Annotated in this window: 20 protein-coding genes and 1 tRNA gene; 9 read left to right on the top strand and 12 right to left on the bottom strand. The window is 66.4% G+C overall.

The genetic code is table 11. The features are described 5' to 3' along the window. The first annotated feature begins 77 nt into the window (after positions 1-77). Positions 78-1085 carry a Fe(3+) ABC transporter substrate-binding protein gene (locus tag QNI11_RS07775; RefSeq protein ID WP_100927085.1) on the top strand — a complete coding sequence of 336 codons (1008 nt, stop codon included), beginning with the start codon at positions 78-80 and terminating at the stop codon, positions 1083-1085. 254 nt (positions 1086-1339) lie between these two features. Here the strand turns inward: QNI11_RS07775 and QNI11_RS07770 are convergent, their stop codons facing one another. Both QNI11_RS07770 and fabG read right to left on the bottom strand, forming a co-directional pair. Further along, a complete protein-coding gene (locus QNI11_RS07770; protein ID WP_005856007.1) occupies positions 1340-1573 on the bottom strand; it encodes an acyl carrier protein in 234 nt (77 codons plus the stop codon). 222 nt (positions 1574-1795) lie between these two features. Further along, positions 1796-2533 (bottom strand): 3-oxoacyl-ACP reductase FabG, encoded by a 738-nt coding sequence (gene fabG / locus QNI11_RS07765; RefSeq protein ID WP_283982966.1) that lies wholly within the window; start codon positions 2531-2533, stop codon positions 1796-1798. 164 nt (positions 2534-2697) lie between these two features. Here fabG and QNI11_RS07760 point away from each other — a divergent pair, with 164 nt between their 5' ends. Continuing rightward, positions 2698-3624, top strand: coding sequence for a CHAD domain-containing protein (locus QNI11_RS07760; RefSeq protein ID WP_283982965.1), 927 nt, complete (start codon positions 2698-2700; stop codon positions 3622-3624). Positions 3625-3629: 5 nt separating this feature from the next. Here QNI11_RS07760 and fabD read toward each other — a convergent pair whose 3' ends face one another. Further along, on the bottom strand, positions 3630-4571 hold the full coding sequence (fabD, locus tag QNI11_RS07755) for an ACP S-malonyltransferase (protein WP_283982964.1): 942 nt from the start codon (positions 4569-4571) through the stop codon (positions 3630-3632). Between the two features lie 163 nt (positions 4572-4734). Here fabD and QNI11_RS07750 point away from each other — a divergent pair, with 163 nt between their 5' ends. Beyond that, positions 4735-5955 (top strand): cytochrome b/b6 domain-containing protein, encoded by a 1221-nt coding sequence (locus QNI11_RS07750; RefSeq protein WP_283982963.1) that lies wholly within the window; start codon positions 4735-4737, stop codon positions 5953-5955. A 71-nt stretch (positions 5956-6026) separates the two neighbouring features. Here QNI11_RS07750 and QNI11_RS07745 read toward each other — a convergent pair whose 3' ends face one another. The 4 genes from QNI11_RS07745 to QNI11_RS07730 form a co-directional block, all read right to left on the bottom strand. Beyond that, complete coding sequence (locus QNI11_RS07745; protein WP_283982962.1) at positions 6027-6692, bottom strand: hypothetical protein; 666 nt, start codon at positions 6690-6692, stop codon at positions 6027-6029. 256 nt (positions 6693-6948) lie between these two features. Then, entirely contained in the window at positions 6949-7518 is a 570-nt protein-coding gene (locus tag QNI11_RS07740) for a YceI family protein (RefSeq protein ID WP_100927091.1), read from the bottom strand. Between the two features lie 101 nt (positions 7519-7619). Next, positions 7620-7877 carry a hypothetical protein gene (locus QNI11_RS07735; protein ID WP_283982961.1) on the bottom strand — a complete coding sequence of 86 codons (258 nt, stop codon included), beginning with the start codon at positions 7875-7877 and terminating at the stop codon, positions 7620-7622. After that, complete coding sequence (locus QNI11_RS07730) at positions 7874-8806, bottom strand: dienelactone hydrolase family protein (protein ID WP_283982960.1); 933 nt, start codon at positions 8804-8806, stop codon at positions 7874-7876. The genes QNI11_RS07735 and QNI11_RS07730 overlap by 4 nt, the downstream gene beginning before the upstream one ends. Positions 8807-9056: 250 nt before the next feature. Between QNI11_RS07730 and rpsF the strand changes: the two genes are divergently transcribed. From rpsF to QNI11_RS07710, 4 genes are all read left to right on the top strand, one after another. Then, positions 9057-9419: a 30S ribosomal protein S6 gene (rpsF, locus tag QNI11_RS07725; RefSeq protein WP_100927094.1), complete on the top strand. Its 363-nt coding sequence runs from the start codon at positions 9057-9059 to the stop codon at positions 9417-9419. Between the two features lie 26 nt (positions 9420-9445). Further along, positions 9446-9673 (top strand): 30S ribosomal protein S18, encoded by a 228-nt coding sequence (rpsR, locus tag QNI11_RS07720; RefSeq protein ID WP_005608650.1) that lies wholly within the window; start codon positions 9446-9448, stop codon positions 9671-9673. Positions 9674-9683: 10 nt separating this feature from the next. Then, positions 9684-10301 (top strand): 50S ribosomal protein L9, encoded by a 618-nt coding sequence (gene rplI / locus QNI11_RS07715; protein WP_283982959.1) that lies wholly within the window; start codon positions 9684-9686, stop codon positions 10299-10301. Positions 10302-10486: 185 nt separating this feature from the next. Beyond that, positions 10487-11833 carry a methyl-accepting chemotaxis protein gene (locus QNI11_RS07710; RefSeq protein ID WP_100927096.1) on the top strand — a complete coding sequence of 449 codons (1347 nt, stop codon included), beginning with the start codon at positions 10487-10489 and terminating at the stop codon, positions 11831-11833. Positions 11834-11946: 113 nt separating this feature from the next. Here the strand turns inward: QNI11_RS07710 and tig are convergent, their stop codons facing one another. The 3 genes from tig to QNI11_RS07695 all read right to left on the bottom strand — a co-directional run bounded on the left by tig (position 11947) and on the right by QNI11_RS07695 (position 15165). Next, positions 11947-13275 (bottom strand): trigger factor, encoded by a 1329-nt coding sequence (tig, locus tag QNI11_RS07705; RefSeq protein WP_100927097.1) that lies wholly within the window; start codon positions 13273-13275, stop codon positions 11947-11949. 333 nt (positions 13276-13608) lie between these two features. Then, complete coding sequence (locus QNI11_RS07700; protein ID WP_254698264.1) at positions 13609-14703, bottom strand: AI-2E family transporter; 1095 nt, start codon at positions 14701-14703, stop codon at positions 13609-13611. A 377-nt stretch (positions 14704-15080) separates the two neighbouring features. Beyond that, positions 15081-15165, bottom strand: a tRNA-Leu gene (locus QNI11_RS07695). A 145-nt stretch (positions 15166-15310) separates the two neighbouring features. On the opposite strand from QNI11_RS07695, the gene QNI11_RS07690 reads away from it, so the two are divergent. Further along, a complete protein-coding gene (locus QNI11_RS07690; protein ID WP_283982957.1) occupies positions 15311-15796 on the top strand; it encodes a Hint domain-containing protein in 486 nt (161 codons plus the stop codon). A gap of 7 nt (positions 15797-15803) precedes the next feature. On the opposite strand, the gene QNI11_RS27715 is transcribed toward QNI11_RS07690, so the two are convergent. Both QNI11_RS27715 and QNI11_RS27710 read right to left on the bottom strand, forming a co-directional pair. Beyond that, the gene (locus QNI11_RS27715; protein ID WP_370313499.1) at positions 15804-16661 is read right to left on the bottom strand and encodes an NAD(P)H-hydrate dehydratase; all 858 of its coding nucleotides are present in this window, start codon (positions 16659-16661) and stop codon (positions 15804-15806) included. A 24-nt stretch (positions 16662-16685) separates the two neighbouring features. Beyond that, a complete protein-coding gene (locus QNI11_RS27710; protein WP_373418430.1) occupies positions 16686-17378 on the bottom strand; it encodes an NAD(P)H-hydrate epimerase in 693 nt (230 codons plus the stop codon). A gap of 154 nt (positions 17379-17532) precedes the next feature. On the opposite strand from QNI11_RS27710, the gene QNI11_RS07680 reads away from it, so the two are divergent. Continuing rightward, on the top strand, positions 17533-17871 hold the full coding sequence (locus tag QNI11_RS07680; RefSeq protein ID WP_005856074.1) for a P-II family nitrogen regulator: 339 nt from the start codon (positions 17533-17535) through the stop codon (positions 17869-17871). Positions 17872-17880 lie beyond the last annotated feature (9 nt).

Below are 17880 nucleotides of genomic sequence, written 5' to 3'. Positions count from 1 at the left end.
GTTCCCGTCGGGTATTGACTGATCTTTTTTGTCGGGTTCTAACGCCCCCATCTGACAATGCTCCGAAAGGATCTTCAATGTTCGTTCGTGCCACAACCGCACTGACCTGTCTTGCCCTGGCCGCGCCCGCGCTGGCCCAGGAAGAAGTCAACGTCTACAGCTACCGCCAGCCGGAACTGCTGGCCCCGCTGACCGACGCCTTCACCGAAGAGACCGGCATCAAGGTCAACGTCGCCTTCCTCGAACAGGGGATGGTGGAGCGCCTGCAGGCCGAGGGCCAGCGCTCTCCTGCGGACGTCGTGCTGACGGTCGACATCTCGCGCCTGAACGCCGTCGTGCAGGCCGGTGTCACCCAGCCCGTCGAAAGCGAGACGCTGATGGCGAACGTGCCGGCGATCTACCATGACCCGGACAAGCAGTGGTGGGGCCTGACCACCCGCGCCCGCGTCGTCTACGCCTCCAAGGAGCGCGTGGCAGACGGCGAAGTGACCACCTACGAGGATCTCGCCGATCCGAAGTGGAAGGGCCGCATCTGCACCCGCTCCGGCACCCACGCCTACAACGTGGCGCTCGTCAGCGCGATGCTGGTCCACCACGGCGAAGAGTACACCCGCGAGTGGCTCGAAGGCGTGAAGGCCAACCTCGCCCGCAAGCCGCAGGGCAACGACCGCGCGCAGGTCAAGGCGATCTGGGCGGGCGAGTGCGACATCAGCCTCGGCAACACCTACTACATGGGCCAGATGCTGAACGACCCGGAACAGAAGGAATGGGCGGATTCGGTCGACATCGTGTTCCCGACCTTCGAGGACTCCGGCACACACGTGAACATCTCCGGCGTGGCGATGACCGCCGCCGCTCCGAACAAGGAGAACGCGCTGAAACTCATGGAATTCCTGACCTCGCCGAAGGCGCAGGAGATCTATGCCGAGGCGAACTACGAGTACCCGATCGCACCGGGCGCAGAGCCGGCCGAGCTGGTCGAAGGCTGGGGCACCTTCACCCCGGACGAAACCAACCTGATGACCATCGCGGGCGAACGCGCGGCCGCGCTGAAGCTGATCGAGGAAGTCGACTTCGACGGCTGATGGCCGATGCCTGAAGACAGCGGTCCGGTCCTGCGCTGACGGGGTTGGACACGAGTCATTCTGGAAAAGCAAAGGGGCGCCACCCATCGGGTCGGCGCCCCTTTTCGTGGACGCCGCAGCGCAAGCCCGGGCGGCTGCGCCGTGCGGCCGGGGACGGTGGGCGGGGCGATTGCCGGAGGCGAGCGCCGTCCCCCGTCCGGAACGACAAACGGCGCCCCCGAGGGAGCGCCGCTAAAGCCGTCAGACGGTAACGCTTACTGCGCTTCGGTGATGAACTTCACCGCGTCGCCGAAGGTCTGGATGGTCTCGGCCGCGTCGTCCGGGATCTCGATGCCGAACTCTTCTTCGAACGCCATCACCAGCTCGACGGTGTCGAGGCTGTCCGCGCCGAGGTCGTCGATGAACGAGGCCGATTCGACGACCTTGTCTTCGTCAACGCTCAGGTGCTCGACCACAATTTTCTTCACGCGATCTGCGATGTCGCTCATGTTCTTTCCTCACAAGTCTGTGGGCCACTCAGAGCCCAGTTTGCCCGACCCCGCGGCGGACGTTCGTTGCCCGATTGGCGGGCGGCTCGATCTTCCGGGCTCACCCCGGGTTCCAGTGCGCAAGGCTGCGCACCGGCCTGTAAATCAGTGCGGCCTATAGCACAGGCGGAGGGGATGGCAAATGCTTTCCCGTGCTGCCGCGCAGAAGGCCGCCTCGCGGCATCAAAGCATTGCCATCCCGCCGTTCACGTGCAGCGTGGCGCCTGTAACGTAGGCGGCTTCGGGGCTGGCGAGGTACAGGACCGCCGCCGCGATTTCCTCCGACGTGCCCATGCGGCCAGCCGGGATCTGGTTGAGGATCGCGGCCTTCTGGTCGTCGTTCAGCTTGTCGGTCATCGCCGTCTCGATGAAGCCCGGCGCCACCGCGTTCACGGTGATCCCGCGGCTCGCCACCTCGTAGGCCAGCGACTTCGACATGCCCACGAGACCCGCCTTGGCGGCGGCATAGTTGCCCTGCCCCGGGTTGCCGGTCGAGCCGACAATGGACGAGATGTTCACGATCCGGCCCCAGCGCGCCTTCATCATACCGCGCAGCACGCCCTTGCACAGGCGGAAGGTGGAGGTGAGGTTCACTTCCAGCACCTGCGCCCACTCCTCCTCGGACATACGCATGAACAGGTTGTCCCGGGTGATGCCCGCGTTGTTCACAAGGATGTCTAGGCTGCCCATCGCCTCGACCGCCTGCTTGGGCAGTGCGTTCACCGCGTCGGCGTCAGACAGGTTGCACGGCAGCACATGCGCGCACTCGCCCAGTTCCGCGGCCAGCGCCTCGAGCGGTTCGGTGCGGGTGCCCGAAAGCCCCACCGTTGCCCCTGCGCCGTGCAGCGCCTTCGCGACCGCGCCGCCGATGCCCCCCGATGCGCCGGTCACCAGCGCCGTCTTGCCTGTCAGATCGAACATGACCCTCGTCTCCTTCGGACTTCCTTTGCTTCCGGTTACCAGCCGGACGCGGCCTCCGCCAGTGCCGCATGCCCCCGCGACCGAGGGAAACCTTTTCCAAGCCGGCGATTCTTCCCATGATGGCCGGGACAGACGCCTCCGCCGCGCCGCGAAAGGAAAGCACCGTGCCCTATCGCATCCGCAAGAAGGACACCGGCCCGCAGGACGCCCTGCGCCGCATCGCCTGCGAACAGATCGACCGCGCGCTGGCCGAGCTTGACGACCCTGACCTCGACACGGCCACCCGCGTCCATCAGGTCCGCAAGCGCTGCAAGAAGACGCGCGGGCTCCTGCGGCTCGTGCGTCCGGCCTTTGGCGACTACGCCGCCGAAAACGCGGCCCTGCGCGACATCGGCCGCGGTCTCTCCGGCCTGCGCGACGCCGGCACGCTGGTGGAGACCTGCGACAGGGTCGCGGCGGAGCTCGACCCGGTCTCGGTCGCGGAATATGCCCCGATCCGGGCGCGGCTGGTGCTGGATGCCAAGCGCGTGGCCTGGGACGACCAAACCGCGGACCGGCTGCAATCCGCGCGCGCGGCCCTGACCTTCCTGCGCGGGCGCGCGGCGGGCTGGACGCTGGACGACGACGGCTTCGGGCCGCTGCGCAAGGGGATGGCGCGGACCTACGACCGCGCCCGCCGCACAATGGATGCCGCCTGGCGCACCCCGACCGAGCAGACGCTGCACGACTGGCGCAAGTGGGTGAAGTACCACCGGTCCCATTGCCGCCTGCTTGCGCCCACGCATCCAGAGATGATGGCCCCCCGCCTCGACGCGCTCGACCAGCTGTCGGACCTGCTGGGAAGCCACCACGACGCCTGTGTGCTGGAAGAGCGGCTCGAACAGGCCGACGACTTCGGGTCCGATACGGACGTTGCCGGATTCGCCACGCTGGTGCGGGCGCACAGGATGACCCTGGAAGAAGAGGCCTTTGCCCTAGGGCGCCTCATCCTGGCGGAGGAGACGAAGCCGCTGGCAAAGCGGCTCCGTCGCTATTGGAAGGCGTGGCGCAAGGGCCGGTCAAACGATGCGGGGCTCCTGCCCGGCGCCTGACCCGGTCAGCCCTTGAGGCTCTCGGCGGCGGCGACCACCTCCGCCGCGGTGCCGATGTTGCGCACGGCGGCAGAGCGGTCGATGCGGCGCACCATGCCGGACAGCGCCTTGCCCGCGCCAATCTCCCAGAACTCGGTCACGCCCTTGCCGACCATGTATTCCACCGACTCGCGCCAGCGCACGGCGCCGCAGACCTGTTCGACCAGCAGGTTGCGGATCAGGGTCACGTCCGTCACGGCACTGGCGCGCACGTTGGCCACCAGCGGCACCTTGGGTTCGGCGATGTTCACATCGTCCAGCGCCTCGGCCATGACGTCGGCGGCCGGGTCCATCAGGTCGCAGTGGAACGGAGCGCTGACCGGCAGAAGGACGGCACGCTTCGCCCCCTTCTCCTTCGCGACCTCCACGGCGCGTTCGACCGCTGCCTTGGCACCGGAAATCACCACCTGAGCCGGGTCGTTGTCGTTGGCCGCGGCCAGGACCTCGCCCTTCGCCGCCTGCGCCACGACAGCGCGCACCGCAGCAAGGTCGAGCCCGAGGATCGCCGCCATGGCGCCTTCGCCCACCGGTACCGCCGCCTGCATCGCCTTGCCGCGCGCGCGCAGCAGACGGGCCGCGTCGGTCACCGTCAGGGCGCCCGCCGCGGTCAACGCGGTGTATTCGCCCAGCGAGTGGCCCGCCACGTAGGAGGCGGCCCCGATGCTTACCCCTTCGGCCTCAAGCGCACGCAGCGCCGCGATGGATGTCGCCATCAGCGCAGGCTGCGCGTTCTCGGTCAGGGTGAGCGTGTCCTGGTCGCCCTCCCAGATCAGCGCCGACAGCTTTTCGTCCAGTGCAGCGTCGACCTCGTCAAAGACGGCGCGGGCCGCCGGGTAGGCTTCGGCAAGATCGCGCCCCATGCCGATGGTCTGGGCACCCTGCCCGGGAAAAATGAAAGCGCGGGTCATGGCCCTCTCCTCAGCGTCTGATCCTTGGCCTTCAGCCAATACCGCCCCCGGGACAGCCATGCAACGCCTGCCGCACGATGTCTGTGCACGTGCAGAGATTGCGCTGCACCGCGGCAGGACCACATGTTGGCGAAATCCGCGCCATCCCGAACAGGAGCAAACGATGTCCCTGACCAACACCGCCACCCGCTACGGCACCGTCGCCAAGACCCTGCACTGGGCCGTGGCCCTCGGCATCCTCGCCATGTTCCCGCTGGGGTTTCTGGCCTCGAACGCGGCCTATGACACGGCCGAGCAGCTGGCCACCAAGGCCACGCTGTTTTCCATCCACAAGACGCTGGGCGTGACGATCCTCGCGCTGGCCGTCATCCGCATCGCCTGGGCGGTGACCCAGCCAAAGCCGGTGGCGCTGCACCCCGAACGGCGGGCCGAGACCTTCATGGCCGAACTGGTGCACTGGCTGCTGTACGGCAGCCTCGTCCTCGTGCCGCTGTCCGGCTGGATCGAGCACGCGGCAACCGAAGGGTTCGCGCCGATCTGGTGGCCCTTCGGACAGAGCCTGCCCTTCGTGCCGAAAAGCCCGGAGCTGGCCGAGGTCTTCGCCACCATCCATTACGTGTTGCAATGGGTGATGCTGGGCTCGGTCGGGCTGCACGTCGCGGGCGCGGTGAAACACGCGGTGATCGACCGCGACGCCACCCTGCGGCGGATGTGGTTCGGGCGGACGGACGCCGGTGCACATCCCGCCAGGCGTCACGGCATCGCGGCCCCCACCGGCGCGCTGGCCACCTGGGCGCTGGCCTTCGGCGTGGCCGCCGCCTCCGGTCTCTTCAGCCACGACACGAGCGCCGCCCCCGGACCGGCCCCGCTGCGCCCCGCGCTGGCAGAGGTCGAAAGCGACTGGCAGGTGACGGAAGGCACGCTGGGGATTTCCGTCCAGCAGTTCGGCAAGACCGTCGAGGGCAGCTTTGCCGACTGGACCGCCGACATCGCCTTCGACGACAGCGAGGGCACGGGCCAGAAGGGGGAGGTCACCGTGACCATCTCCATCCCGTCCCTGTCGCTGGGCAGCGTGACGAAGCAGGCGCTCGGCCCCGAGTATTTCGATGCGGAGCAGTTCACCACCGCGACCTTCACCGCGCCGATCGCCCGGACCGAGGACGGCTATGTTGCCGACGGGGTGCTGACGCTGCGCGGGACGGAGGTGCCGGTCACCCTGCCCTTCACGCTCGACCTCGCGGACGGCACCGCGCAGATGGAAGGCACCACAACGCTCGACCGCCGCGCCTTTGGCATGGGCGAAACGATGACCGACCCTGCGCAGCTTGGCTTCGACGTGCAGGTCAGCGTCAACCTTACCGCCGCGCGCGCCGGCGGATCCTGATCACTCGCGGAAGACGCCGCCCGGTCCCGCACCGTCGGGGTCGGGCGGCGTCACTTTTCCTGCGGTCCGGTTTAGCCGCGCAGGGTGCGCCAGCCTTCCTTCCACCGGATGATGCGTGTGCCCATGGGCTTGCGCAGCAGTGGCAGCATGCTGTCGTCGATGTTCAGCACCAGCCCGATGGGCACATAATCCATTGCATGATCGGCGAGGCGCGGCGCCCCCTCGGGATAGAAGACCCACCCTGTCTCGCCGTAGATGCGGGCGTAGGGGCTGGTCTGCCCGGTCCAGGGCATCGGGTGGCGACGTTCGAGCGCACCGACCTCGGCCCCGCCCGACAGGATGCGTCCGTCGACGAGCGCGCAGGCGAGGAAGCGGGACTCCTCCTCATGCGCGCCCTCGTCGGCGCGCGCTTCCGGCACGGCCACGATGTGCCAGGGCCGGAACTCCACGAGGCTGCCCGCCTCCAGCCCCGCCAGGTCGCGCGGCGCGCTCATCAGCATGCCGAACCAGTGGTCCCCCGCCTGCGTGTCCAGCCGCACCGGCAGCCGCTGGCCGGGGTGGTCCCCGCGCGCGGGCGCCATGAATTCCAGCATGACGACGTCGCCCGGTTCCAGCCGGGCAAGTTCACGCGGGCTAGGGATGAAATAGGTATAGGGCGCCTCCGCCTTCAGCGGGCGCGGGTCGAGCAGGCGCCACGCCGCACCGCCCCAGTCGCCATCGGGCATCACATCGAACATGCGGGAATACCTCCGTTCCGGGCCCCGTTTTCGATGACGTTTGTGGCGCGATTGCGGACGCGCGCCGATCCGAGTGCTTCAAACGAAGCTCGAATTGGCGGGGCCCGCGGACGGCACCGAGGCGGCCAAAGCCCAGCGGACACCACATGACAACCCCTGAAACAGCGACGCCCGGCCTGCGCGGATACGCGGGCCGGGCGCTGTCAGAACCTATGGCAACAGGCCGCACCCCGGCGGCCCGTCACCGTTAGACGGATCAGTCCGCCTTCATCGCCTCGATGGAGATCGACACCTCGACCTCGTCGCTGACGTAGGGTGCGAAGGCTCCGACGTTGTAGTCGGAGCGCACCAGCGTCGTGGTGGCGTCGAAACCGGCCCAGGGCTTGCCTTCCATCGGGTGGTCCATCTGCTGGTTCAGCTTGGCGTCCAGCACGACTTCCTTGGTCACGCCGTTCAGCGTCAGGTCGCCGGTGATCAGCGCGGTGTCCTCGCCGGTCACTTCGATGGAGGTCGATTCGAAGGTCACCATCTCGTCTTCGCTGGCGTCGAAGAAGTCGGGGGACATGAAGTGCTCGAACCGGGCTTCCCAGCCGGTCAGCATCGACATCACCGGGAAGGAGACCGACACGGAGGAGGCTGCCGGATCTTCGGCGTCCCAGTCAATGGTGCCTTCGAAACCGGAGAACATGCCGGTGCCGGTGGAATAGCCGAGGTGGTTGTAGGTAAATACGATCTGGCTGTGGCTCGGGTCGAGCGTCCATGCCTCTCCTGCGAAGGCAGAGAGCGGCAGCAGCGAGACGACGGTGGCGAGAAGTGCGGATTTCATGGTGTCACCTTTGTGGACTGTAAGATGACCCACATGTCGCCGCATTGCAGCATCCGCACAACTCGCGCTGTCTCAACAGGTTGTGTTGAATTTCGAACAGGTCAGGCCCTTGTCTGCGACTTCGACATGACAATCATCGACATGCCGACGATCAGCATGAAGAGCGATACGCCCAGTTTCATCAGCATCAGCTCCGGCGAACCGATGCCTCCGCCGACAAGCCAGATGCCGAAGGCCGACATCGCCAGCCCCGCCCCCGCGCACAGCAGGACAAGGCGCAGGACGAGGTGACGGACCGGCCACAGGTCCATGACGTCCGCGGCCGCGCGGCCCTCCGTTGCCTGTGCCATCGCCTTCATCTCGCGTCTCCTGTCGCTGTCTGGCCCTTGCGGACCGTTAACCTTGATCCGAGCGTGACCGGCAAACCCGACGGGATTGCGGCGGCTTCCGGGAAACTCCGGGGCGGCGGCAGGGTGGCCTCGAAACTGTGCCAGATGTCTGCCGACAATCGCGGACCCAGCGTGTAGTACCAGTGTGTGTGGTCGGGGATCACGGTCAGCGTCACGTCATGGCCTGACTGTTGCAGGGCCTTCAACGCATCCCGGTGGCCGTCGAGCGGAAAGAGGTGATCGCCCTCCCCAAGGTAGACAAAGACCGGCATCCGGCGCCCGTCCGGCGCCACCGGATCGCTGCCATGTCCGCCATGCGTCGCCACCGCCCGCCACGTTGGATCGCCGCGCCGCGCGAGGTTGTCTGCCATGACCGCCCCCGTTCCATGCCCCATCAAGAAGACCCGGTCGGCGTCGATCGGATGGACCTCGCCTGCCTCCTCCAGCAGCCGCCGCAGGAAGGCCGGGCCGCTGTCCTCCATCGCCCAGCCCTTCGGATCGGAGGAGTCCGGGGCGATCAGGATCAACCCCTCGCGGCGGGCCACCTCGTCCCACATGTCGATCATCGCGTGACCGTCGCGCCCGGCATCGTGCAGCAGGACAACGGTCGGGCGCGGCGCGCCGTTCACCGGACCGAAACCGATCCAGCGGCGCGGCCCCTGCCCCGACCAGAACCGGCCCGGCATCACATGCGTCTCGCCGATGTCGGTGGGCGGTGCGTATTCGTAGCTGTAGACCGGGCCGCCGTGCAGCTCGGGCACCATCCGCTCGACGTAGTGCCCCGTCACGGGCGCCACCACAGGCTGCGCGGCACGCATCCCCTGCGCCCAGACCAGCGCAAGCGCTACGACCACCGCCACGGCCGATCCCGACACCACTGCATATCGCAGCCAACCCATACCTGACCTCACGCACGGGGCCCTTCACGACCCCTTTCACCTTGCGCTACACGTGACGGGCGATCCCGGCGCCATGATGACCGCCCGGGGGCAATTCCGGGTCCCCGCACCGCGTCTTGCAATGGCCGGCAAAGCGTGTATACGGGCGCTTCCTTCCGCATGAACGGTTGAACCGCGCGGTCTCTCGTGGGTCGGGCGCGGAAGGCAAAGCCCGCCCTTTGAAACGCGCCTTGATAGAAATGGAGTGCACATGCCGCTTTACGAGCATGTCTTTATCTCGCGCCAGGACCTGTCCAACGCGCAGGCCGAAGGTCTTGTCGAACACTTCTCCACCGTGCTGAAGGACAATGGCGGCAACGTCGTCGAGTCCGAGTACTGGGGCGTGAAGACCATGGCCTACAAGATCAACAAGAACCGCAAGGGCCACTACGCCTTCCTGCGCACCGACGCACCGTCGTCCGCCGTGCAGGAAATGGAACGCCTGATGCGCCTGCACGACGACGTGATGCGCGTCCTGACCATCAAGGTCGACGAGCACGAGGAAGGCCCCTCCGTCCAGATGCAGAAGAAAGACGATCGTGGCGACCGCCGCGAGCGTCGTCCCCGCGACTGATCCCCAGAGAACAAGGAGCATAAACCATGGCTGCAAAACCGTTTTTCCGCCGCCGGAAGGTCTGCCCGTTCTCCGGTGAGAACGCGCCCAAGATCGACTACAAGGACACCCGCCTCCTGCAGCGCTACATCTCCGAGCGCGGCAAGATCGTTCCGTCCCGCATCACCGCCGTCTCGGCAAAGAAGCAGCGTGAACTGGCCCGTGCGATCAAGCGCGCCCGTTTCCTCGCCCTGCTTCCCTACGCCGTGAAGTAAGGAGGCCAACATGCAAGTCATTCTTCTCGAACGCGTGGCCAAGCTCGGCCAGATGGGCGACGTCGTCGACGTCAAGCCCGGTTTCGCGCGCAACTACCTGCTGCTGCAGGGCAAGGCCCTGACCGCCTCCAAGGAGAACATCGCCTCCTTCGAAGCGCAGAAGGCACAGCTCGAAGCACGCAACCTGGAATCCAAGAAAGAGGCCGAAGCACTGGCCGACCGTCTTGGCGGCCAGCAGTTCGTCGTGATTCGTCAGGCCTCCGACGGCGGCAACCTCTACGGCTCCGTCACCACCCGTGACGCGGCCGACGTGGCCACCGCCGAGGGCTTCTCGCTCGACCGCAAGCAGATCCTGATCCGGACCCCGATCAAGGAACTCGGCCTGCACGACATCGAGGTGCACCTGCACCCCGAGGTCATGGTCACCGTGACCCTCAACGTCGCACGCTCCCCCGAAGAGGCAGAGCTTCAGGAATCCGGCAAGTCCATCCAGGAATTGGCCGCCGAGGAAGAAGCACAGGCCGAATTCGAAGTGTCGCAACTGTTCGACGACCTCGGCTCTGCCGCGTCGGACGACGACGACGCAGCGCCTGCTCCGGCTCCGGCCGCCGAGGGCGAAGACGACTGACAGGCCTTGCGCCTCTGACACACGAAAGCCGCGCGGTCCCGGACCGCGCGGCTTTTTTCTTGGAAAACCGGCCCGCAGGCAGCGCCAGAATTTGAGATAAAATTGCGGGCACCGAAATTTGGTCAGAATTTTTAAAGGATGCGCCCTTAGGGATGTTCGGAACATCATGCTTCCAGAGGTGTCCCATGTGGCCTTTCAAGACAAATGCTCCCCAGACCACATCTCCCGACTCGGAGGAGATCGATCTCGTCAACATGGTGATCGCGACACATGCCGTCATCAGGTTCAAACCCGACGGAGAGATCGAATGGGCGAACGCCGCTTTCCTCGAAGTGCTGGGCTACACGCTGGACGAAATCCGCGGGCAGAACCACTCCCTCTTCGTGGACAAGACCTACCGCGAAGGCGCCGAATACGCCTCGTTCTGGGACCGGCTCCGGAAAGGTGAAACCTTCACCAGCCAGTTCCCCCGCGTCACGAAGTCCGGGGAAACGGTATTCATTCAGGCCTGCTACTCGCCGGTCATCGGTGACGACGGCAAGGTTCGTGCGGTCATCAAGGTCGCCTCGGACATCACCGATCGCCAGCTTGCGATCACTGACATCAAGAAATCGCTGGAGGCGCTGTCGACCGGGGACCTGACACGCCAGGTCGCGCCCTGCAACGCGCCGGACCTCAATGCGCTCGGCGAAACCTACAACGCCTGCATGACCCAGCTGGCGGAGCTGATCAAGAACGTCAAGAACGTCTCGACCGACGTGAGCCGCACCGCTGACGAGATGATGGAAACGACGGACGACCTCTCCCGCCGGACCGAAACGCAGGCGGCCACGCTGGAACAGACTGCCGCCGCCGTGGACCAGCTGACCTCCACCGCGCGCTCTGCCGCGTCGAACGCGAACGAGGTGCGCAACGTCGCCAACCAGACCCGCACCGCAGCCGAGGGCGGGCGCACTCTCGTCGCCAACCTGACAGCCGCCATGGACAAGATCGAGGGGTCGTCCAGCCAGATCAGCCAGATCATCGCCGTGATCGAGGGCATCGCCTTCCAGACCAACCTGCTGGCCCTGAACGCGGGGGTAGAGGCCGCGCGCGCCGGCGATTCCGGTCGCGGCTTCGCTGTCGTGGCGTCCGAAGTCCGGGGGCTTGCGCAGCGCAGCTCCGAGTCCGCGAACGAGATCAAGGCGCTGATCCAGTCCAGCTCGGAACACGTCGGGGAGGGCTCCGACCTCGTGAACCGCGCCACGACAGAGTTCGAGACGATCTTCCAGGGCGTGAACGGCATCTCCGAACGCGTGAAGGAAATCGCGCACGGCATGGAAGAGCAAAGCCAGACACTGGCAGAAATCAACGCCTCCGTCTCGCAGCTCGACCAGGTTACGCAGCAGAACGCCGCGATGGTCCAGGAGTCCCGCGATTCCGGCACCCGCCTGCAGGGCGGCGCCCGCGACCTGCTGACCGAAATCGACTTCTTCACCGTGGGCGAGGCCCGGAGTTCCGGCAGCTTCCAGCCGTACCAGGCCGCCGTCTGACAACGTCGCCCACCCGCAGATCCGCCGAAAAGAAAAAGCCGCCCTCAAGAGGGCGGCCTTCAAGTTTCTCACTGTCCCCGACCGGCGGTTTGTGACCCGCCAGCCGCGCCGGGTCACTCTTCCTCGAGTGCCTCGACTGCTTTCTCAAGCTCGTCCTTGGAGATTTCCTTCTCCGTGACCTGCGCCTGGTCGGCGATGTGATCGATGACCTTGTCCTCGAAGATCGGCGCGCGCAGCTGCTGCTGCATCTGTGCGTTCTGGCGGACGAAGTCGAAGAAGGCGCGCTCCTGACCCGGGTACTGGCGGGCCTGGTTCATGATTGCCTGCGTCATCTCGGCATCGGTCACCTCGACCTCTGCCTTCTGGCCCAGCTCGGCCAGCAGCAGACCGAGGCGCACGCGGCGCTCGGCCAGCTTCATGTGCTCTTCGGTCGGCTCGATGGTGTCGTGGTTGTGGTCGTGCACGTCCGGGTTTTCTTCGTGCCACAGCTGGTGCGCGATCTGCTTGGCCTCTGCGTCCAGCAGGGTCGGCGGCAGGTCGAAGGACACCATGCCGTCAAGCTGGTCCAGCAGGCCGCGCTTCATCACCTGGCGCGCCGCGCCGGCGTACTCTGCCTCCAGGCGCTCGCGGATCTGGTTCTTCAGGCTCTCCAGGTCCTCGGAACCGAACTTCTTGGCCAGCTCGTCGTCGATCTCGGCGGCCTTGGCAGCCTTCACTTCCTTGATCTTGCACTCGAAGGTCGCGTCCTTGCCGGCAAGGTTCTCCGCGCCGTACTCTTCCGGGAACTTCACCTCGACGGTCTTCTCGTCACCGGCGGACACGCCCACCAGCTGCTCTTCGAAGCCCGGGATGAAGGAGCCGGAGCCAAGCACCAGCGGGTAATCCTCTGCCGCGCCGCCCTCGAAGGCTTCGCCGTCGACCTTGCCGAGGAAGTCGAAGACCACCTGGTCGCCGTCCTCTGCCGCACCTTCCTTGGTCTCGAAGTCCTTGGCGGTGGCGGCGAGGTTGTTGAGCGCGTCGTTCACCGACTCCTCGTCGGCCTTCACCACCAGCTTCTCGACGGTGATGGTGGACAGGTCGATCTCGGGGACTTCCGGCAGCGCCTCGTAGGACATCTCGACGCGCACGTCGTCGCCTTCCTTCCACTGCTCGCCGTCCATCATCTTGACTTCCGGCTGCAGCGCCGGGCGGTCGCCGGACGTCTCGAAGTGCTCGTTCATGGCACCGTCGATGACTTCCTGCATGGTTTCGCCCAGCACGCGCGGGCCGAACTGCTTCTTCAGCAGCGCAAGCGGCACCTTGCCCTTGCGGAAGCCCTTCATCTCGATATCCGGCTGCGCCTCTTTCAGCTTGGCAGTAACCTTCTCGTCCAGCTCGGCCGCCGTCACGGTGATGGCATAGCCGCGCTTGAGGCCTTCGTTCAGCGTCTCGGTGACCTGCATCGTCTCTTCCCTCGAATGAAGACGCGCCCCACGATGGGGGCGCAATTGAATTTGGCACCTTCTATTGACCTGCGCACAACAGTGCAAGCGGGTTTGGCCGCCGCAGCGTGCCCCGGGCAGGCCTCCGGGCCTCCCCTTGCCGCTTCCGGTCCTCGAAGCCGGTACAGCCCGACCGGCGGGCCTCCATCCGATCTGCCGGCAACCCGTCTTCGGCAGCGATTCGCGGCCCCGGGTGACCGCAACGGAACCGAGGGCCCGCAAAGCCCGCAGCCGCCCCCCGGACCCGGGTGGCGGCCTCGCCCGGCCTCCCGACGCGAACCGGCCCGGGCGCGCTCACTCCGGCTGCGTATGCCCCAGATCGTCGTCCCCGCGTCCCGAAAGGAACACGCCCAGCCCGTGCAGGCTGTCGACCCGTTCGGACATCGCGCGCACGATGATCAACACCGGCACCGCCACGAACATGCCCACCACCGACCAGGCCCAGCCCCAGAAGGCCACCGCCACGAACACCGCCACCGGGTTCAGGTTCAGGCTGCGCCCCACGGCATAGGGCGTCACGAGCTGCCCCTCGATGCTGGTGAGCACGAAGTAGGTGGCCGCCGCCAGCCCCGCTGCACCCACGGTGTCGAACGACACGATGCCGATGGCAAAGGTCAGCGCCACCCCGGCCAGCGCCCCGATGAAGGGGATGAAGTTCAGCGCGAACGCCAGCACGCCGAACAGCACCGGGTTCGGCATCCCCAGCGCCCAGAGGGCAAGGCCGACAGCAGCCCCCAGCCCCGCGTTGATCACGGTGATGGTCAGGAAATAGCGGCTGATCTTGCGCTCTATGTCATAGACGATGCGGATGGCGCGGCGCTTGTCCTTGAAGGTCGGACTGACGGCCACGAGCTTTTCATAGAACATGTCGCCCGACGCGATGAGGAAGAAGAGCATCACCAGCGTCAGCACAGCTTGGGCCATCACGTAAGGCACGCTCATGACCGCCTGGGTAAAGAGGCCCGGCCCCGTGTCGACGGCAACCTTCGGCCCCTCGGCGTCGGTATCTGTCAGCTCGTCGACCTTCTCGGTCGCGTCCGAGACCTTGGCCACGAGGTCGCTGATGCCGCGCAGCTTGATCTCCACGTCGCGCATGATGCTCGGGCCGTTGTCGATGTAGCTTTGCACCGGCCCGGCCAGCCCCCCGGCGGCCACCGCGCAAAGCGAGACCAGCGACAGCACGATGATACCCGCCGAGATGGCGTCGGGCAGGCCCGTCCGCTTGAAGAAGCGCCTCACCGGAGAGAATGTCAGCGAAAGCAGGAAGGCGAGGATCAGCGGCATCAGGAAGGTCCGCGCAAGCAGCAGCACCCCGCCCGCCGCGATCAGGAAGAGGCCGATCACCGCCCAGTGGGAGCGTGATCGGAGGGTGTCTGGCGTGTCGGTCATCGAAGTCCTCCGGCTTCGGCGGTCGGGATCGAGATCGACCGCTGCTGTCAACCGCATCTAACGCGACCGGACTGGAAATCACCGGTCTGTGATATCGTTCGTGACGTTTTTCAGAAGATTTTCTCCGGCGCGTGGACGACATAAGGAGAAGGCCGCCGAAGACCGGCTTCGACTTTGCGTGCCATGTATAATGCAGCCTGACCATCGGCAGAATGCCCCAGGCGACGCGCAGCCTGCGCCCGATCGAATGGATCACACGACCATGGTGCGCTGCCCTAAGTTGCGGAAAAACCGGGATTTTCACTTGTCACAGCGAGGACCCAGCCGGGCGTCTCATGCGACGATCATGGGCAGCCTGTCGAACGTGCCGTGAACGGTGGTGCGGGTGGAGGGACTTGAACCCCCACGCCTTGCGGCGCCAGAACCTAAATCTGGTGCGTCTACCAATTTCGCCACACCCGCTCCGTGGCGCGCTCCATAGCAAAGGCCCCGCGCGCTTGCGAGGGAAAAAAGCAATGCGGCCCCGGTCAGAAAATCCGTGACTTTGGCCGCATGTTACGGGACACTCCTGCAAAAACCAGAGGCAACCAGAGCAGGACGCCCAGAAATGACGAACCGACCGAACGCGCAGTTGCGCGCGCGGCATGTCGTGTCACGCGAGCCGCTGAATGCGGTCTGCGCGGGCACGCTTGTGCTGACTCTCGACGGCGAACTGCCGGTCGAACACCTGACACCCGGCGACCGGATCATCACCCGCACCTCGGGCACCGCGCGCCTGCACAGGCTGCGCCACCGCCGTATCACGGTCGAGGCGGTCAGCATCGCGCATGGCACGCTGGGCAACGCGCGGCCCGACCGGGACGTGATCCTTCCCGCCCGTCAGGAGATTCTGGTTCGCGACTGGCGCGCCAGTGCGCTGTTCGGGGCCAGTCAGGCGCTGGTTCCGGCCTGCAGGCTGATCGACGGCACCTATATCCGCAGCCTCGGCCGGCAGAGGCTGGACCTGTTCGAGCTGCACTTCGAGATGCCGCAGATCCTCTATGCCGACGGGCTGGAACTGGCGGCGGTGCAATGCGTGACCGCCCCCGCCTGAGGCCGCGCTAGAGCCCGAGGTCGCGGAACACCCGCGGCAGCATCTCCGGCAGGTCCTCCGCGATGAGGCCGGGGCCGAAGGCGCGCGCCGCCTCCACATGCAACCATGCGCCGGCCTTCGCGGCGTCATAGGCGGGCAGCCGTCGTGCCATCAGCCCGCAGACAATCCCGGCCAGCACGTCGCCCGCGCCGGCCGTCGCCAGCCACGGCGCGGCGCGCTCTTCTACCGCCGCGTTCACCGCCACCCGCCCGTCCGGCGCGGCGATGACCGTCTCCGCCCCCTTGATCAGCACCACCGCCCCGGCGCGCATCGCCGCCTCGCGCGCGGCATCGATCCTTGAGAACGCGTCGTCGTTTTCCATCCGCCCGGCGAGATCGGGGAACAGCCGCCGGAATTCGCCGCCGTGGGGTGTCAGGACGCAATTGTCGTGAAGCATGTCGAACAGCGCCTGCGGCTCGCGCTGGAAGCGGGAGAGGGCGTCCGCGTCCAGCACCGTGCCCCGCCGCGCCTTCAGCGCACCGCGCACCAGTTCGCCGGTGGCAGGCCCCAGCCCAAGCCCCGGCCCGAGGCAGAGGGCATTGTAGCGCTCATCCTCCAGCATCTCGGCCAGCCCCGCCGTTCCGTCGAGCCCGCGGATCATGATCGCCGTCAGTTGCACCGCGTTTTCCGTCACCGCACGCAGCGGACAGCCGAGCGTCACAAGACCGGCGCCGACCCGCAGCGCCGCCCTTGCCGCCAAGCGGGCCGCCCCGCCCTGCCCCGGCGGTCCCGAAAGGACAACGGCATGGCCGTGGTCGTACTTGTGCTGATCGACCCGCTTCGCAAGATCCGGCAGCGTGTCGCGCGTGATGGTTTCCGACTGCATGGCACCTCCGGGCATGTGGCTGTGTTAAAGCCCAATATCCTTGACGATCAGTTTCCCGCAATGCTCCGGGCCCTCTCCGCTAAGATGGCCGGGCTTGGCGCGGTGGAAGGTCACAGTCAGCGCGCAGAACGGGCACGGCGGGGCCCATTCCCCTGCCCCCTTGCCGGGGATCTCTCCGGTGTCCGCGTCGAGACCGGAGGGCACGTCCACCGCAACCAGCTTCGGCTGCAGGGTCATCCGGTCGCCGCCATGACCTGCCAAGTGGCACAGCACGCGTTCGAGCTCTCCGGTGGGGCGCCGCGACAGGCCGATGCCGAAGATCGCGTCGACCCAGACATCGGGTTCGCCGGCCTGCTTTACGGCACCGAGCGTCAGCGGCCCGACCGCACCCATCGCGGCCCAGCGGTCGTGGTTCGTGCGCGCATCCGGCGGCAGCCGGTCGGCCTCGCCATGGAAAAGCGCCTCGACCTCCCAGCCGCTGTCCGCCAGAAGGCGCGCCACCACGAATCCGTCGCCGCCATTGTTGCCGGGGCCGCAGAGGACCACGGCCCGCCGCGCATCGGGCCAATGCGCCTTTATCGCCTCGGCCACCCCCTGCCCGGCCCGCTCCATCAGCTCCAGACCGGTGACCGATCCGCTGTCCATCGCGGCCTGTTCGAGCGCCCGCATCTGCTCTGCCGTCACCGTTTCCGTCATCATCTGACCCTGCGTTTCCATTTTGTCGCTTTTTTAATCATATCGCTTAAAAAACGATCTAGGCCTCAAGTTCGGATGGCCATTGCCCCCCAACTGACACTCTATGTGATTGTGGGCACAAGGCAGAAATGGTCTGCCGAAGCCCGACACGGGATGCGAAAGGGGGGAGAACCTCATGAAGAAGATCGAAGCCATCATCAAGCCGTTCAAGCTTGATGAAGTGAAAGAGGCTTTGCAGGAGGCCGGCATCCAGGGCCTTTCCGTCGTCGAGGTGAAGGGTTTCGGCCGCCAGAAAGGCCATACCGAACTGTATCGCGGTGCTGAATACGTGGTGGACTTCCTTCCCAAGGTGAAGATCGAGATCGTTCTTGACGACGATCAGGTCGATGGCGCCATCGAGGCCATCGTTTCCGCGGCCAAGACCGACAAGATCGGCGACGGCAAGATCTTCGTGAGTCACGTCGAGCAGGCAATCCGCATTCGTACCGGCGAATCCGGCTCGGACGCGCTCTGACCACTGGTT

The sequence above is a fragment of the Sagittula sp. MA-2 genome, assembly GCF_030126985.1.
Classification (GTDB): domain Bacteria; phylum Pseudomonadota; class Alphaproteobacteria; order Rhodobacterales; family Rhodobacteraceae; genus Sagittula.
This window is presented reverse-complemented; position numbering and strand designations above follow the sequence as displayed.

What these genes read in the sequence shown, in the direction of transcription:
- QNI11_RS07745 (WP_283982962.1), bottom strand. Translation starts at nt 6,692, where the DNA reads ATGTTCGATGTGATGCCCGATGGCGACTGGGGCGGTGCGGCGTGGCGC.
- QNI11_RS07680 (WP_005856074.1), top strand. Translation starts at nt 17,533, where the DNA reads ATGAAGAAGATCGAAGCCATCATCAAGCCGTTCAAGCTTGATGAAGTG.
- QNI11_RS07770 (WP_005856007.1), bottom strand. Translation starts at nt 1,573, where the DNA reads ATGAGCGACATCGCAGATCGCGTGAAGAAAATTGTGGTCGAGCACCTG.
- QNI11_RS07735 (WP_283982961.1), bottom strand. Translation starts at nt 7,877, where the DNA reads ATGAAGGCGATGGCACAGGCAACGGAGGGCCGCGCGGCCGCGGACGTC.
- QNI11_RS07730 (WP_283982960.1), bottom strand. Translation starts at nt 8,806, where the DNA reads ATGGGTTGGCTGCGATATGCAGTGGTGTCGGGATCGGCCGTGGCGGTG.
- rplI (WP_283982959.1), top strand. Translation starts at nt 9,684, where the DNA reads ATGCAAGTCATTCTTCTCGAACGCGTGGCCAAGCTCGGCCAGATGGGC.
- rpsR (WP_005608650.1), top strand. Translation starts at nt 9,446, where the DNA reads ATGGCTGCAAAACCGTTTTTCCGCCGCCGGAAGGTCTGCCCGTTCTCC.
- QNI11_RS07690 (WP_283982957.1), top strand. Translation starts at nt 15,311, where the DNA reads ATGACGAACCGACCGAACGCGCAGTTGCGCGCGCGGCATGTCGTGTCA.
- QNI11_RS07700 (WP_254698264.1), bottom strand. Translation starts at nt 14,703, where the DNA reads ATGACCGACACGCCAGACACCCTCCGATCACGCTCCCACTGGGCGGTG.
- QNI11_RS27710 (WP_373418430.1), bottom strand. Translation starts at nt 17,378, where the DNA reads ATGGAAACGCAGGGTCAGATGATGACGGAAACGGTGACGGCAGAGCAG.
- QNI11_RS07750 (WP_283982963.1), top strand. Translation starts at nt 4,735, where the DNA reads ATGTCCCTGACCAACACCGCCACCCGCTACGGCACCGTCGCCAAGACC.
- QNI11_RS07710 (WP_100927096.1), top strand. Translation starts at nt 10,487, where the DNA reads ATGTGGCCTTTCAAGACAAATGCTCCCCAGACCACATCTCCCGACTCG.
- tig (WP_100927097.1), bottom strand. Translation starts at nt 13,275, where the DNA reads ATGCAGGTCACCGAGACGCTGAACGAAGGCCTCAAGCGCGGCTATGCC.
- fabD (WP_283982964.1), bottom strand. Translation starts at nt 4,571, where the DNA reads ATGACCCGCGCTTTCATTTTTCCCGGGCAGGGTGCCCAGACCATCGGC.
- QNI11_RS07740 (WP_100927091.1), bottom strand. Translation starts at nt 7,518, where the DNA reads ATGAAATCCGCACTTCTCGCCACCGTCGTCTCGCTGCTGCCGCTCTCT.
- fabG (WP_283982966.1), bottom strand. Translation starts at nt 2,533, where the DNA reads ATGTTCGATCTGACAGGCAAGACGGCGCTGGTGACCGGCGCATCGGGG.
- QNI11_RS07775 (WP_100927085.1), top strand. Translation starts at nt 78, where the DNA reads ATGTTCGTTCGTGCCACAACCGCACTGACCTGTCTTGCCCTGGCCGCG.
- rpsF (WP_100927094.1), top strand. Translation starts at nt 9,057, where the DNA reads ATGCCGCTTTACGAGCATGTCTTTATCTCGCGCCAGGACCTGTCCAAC.
- QNI11_RS27715 (WP_370313499.1), bottom strand. Translation starts at nt 16,661, where the DNA reads ATGCAGTCGGAAACCATCACGCGCGACACGCTGCCGGATCTTGCGAAG.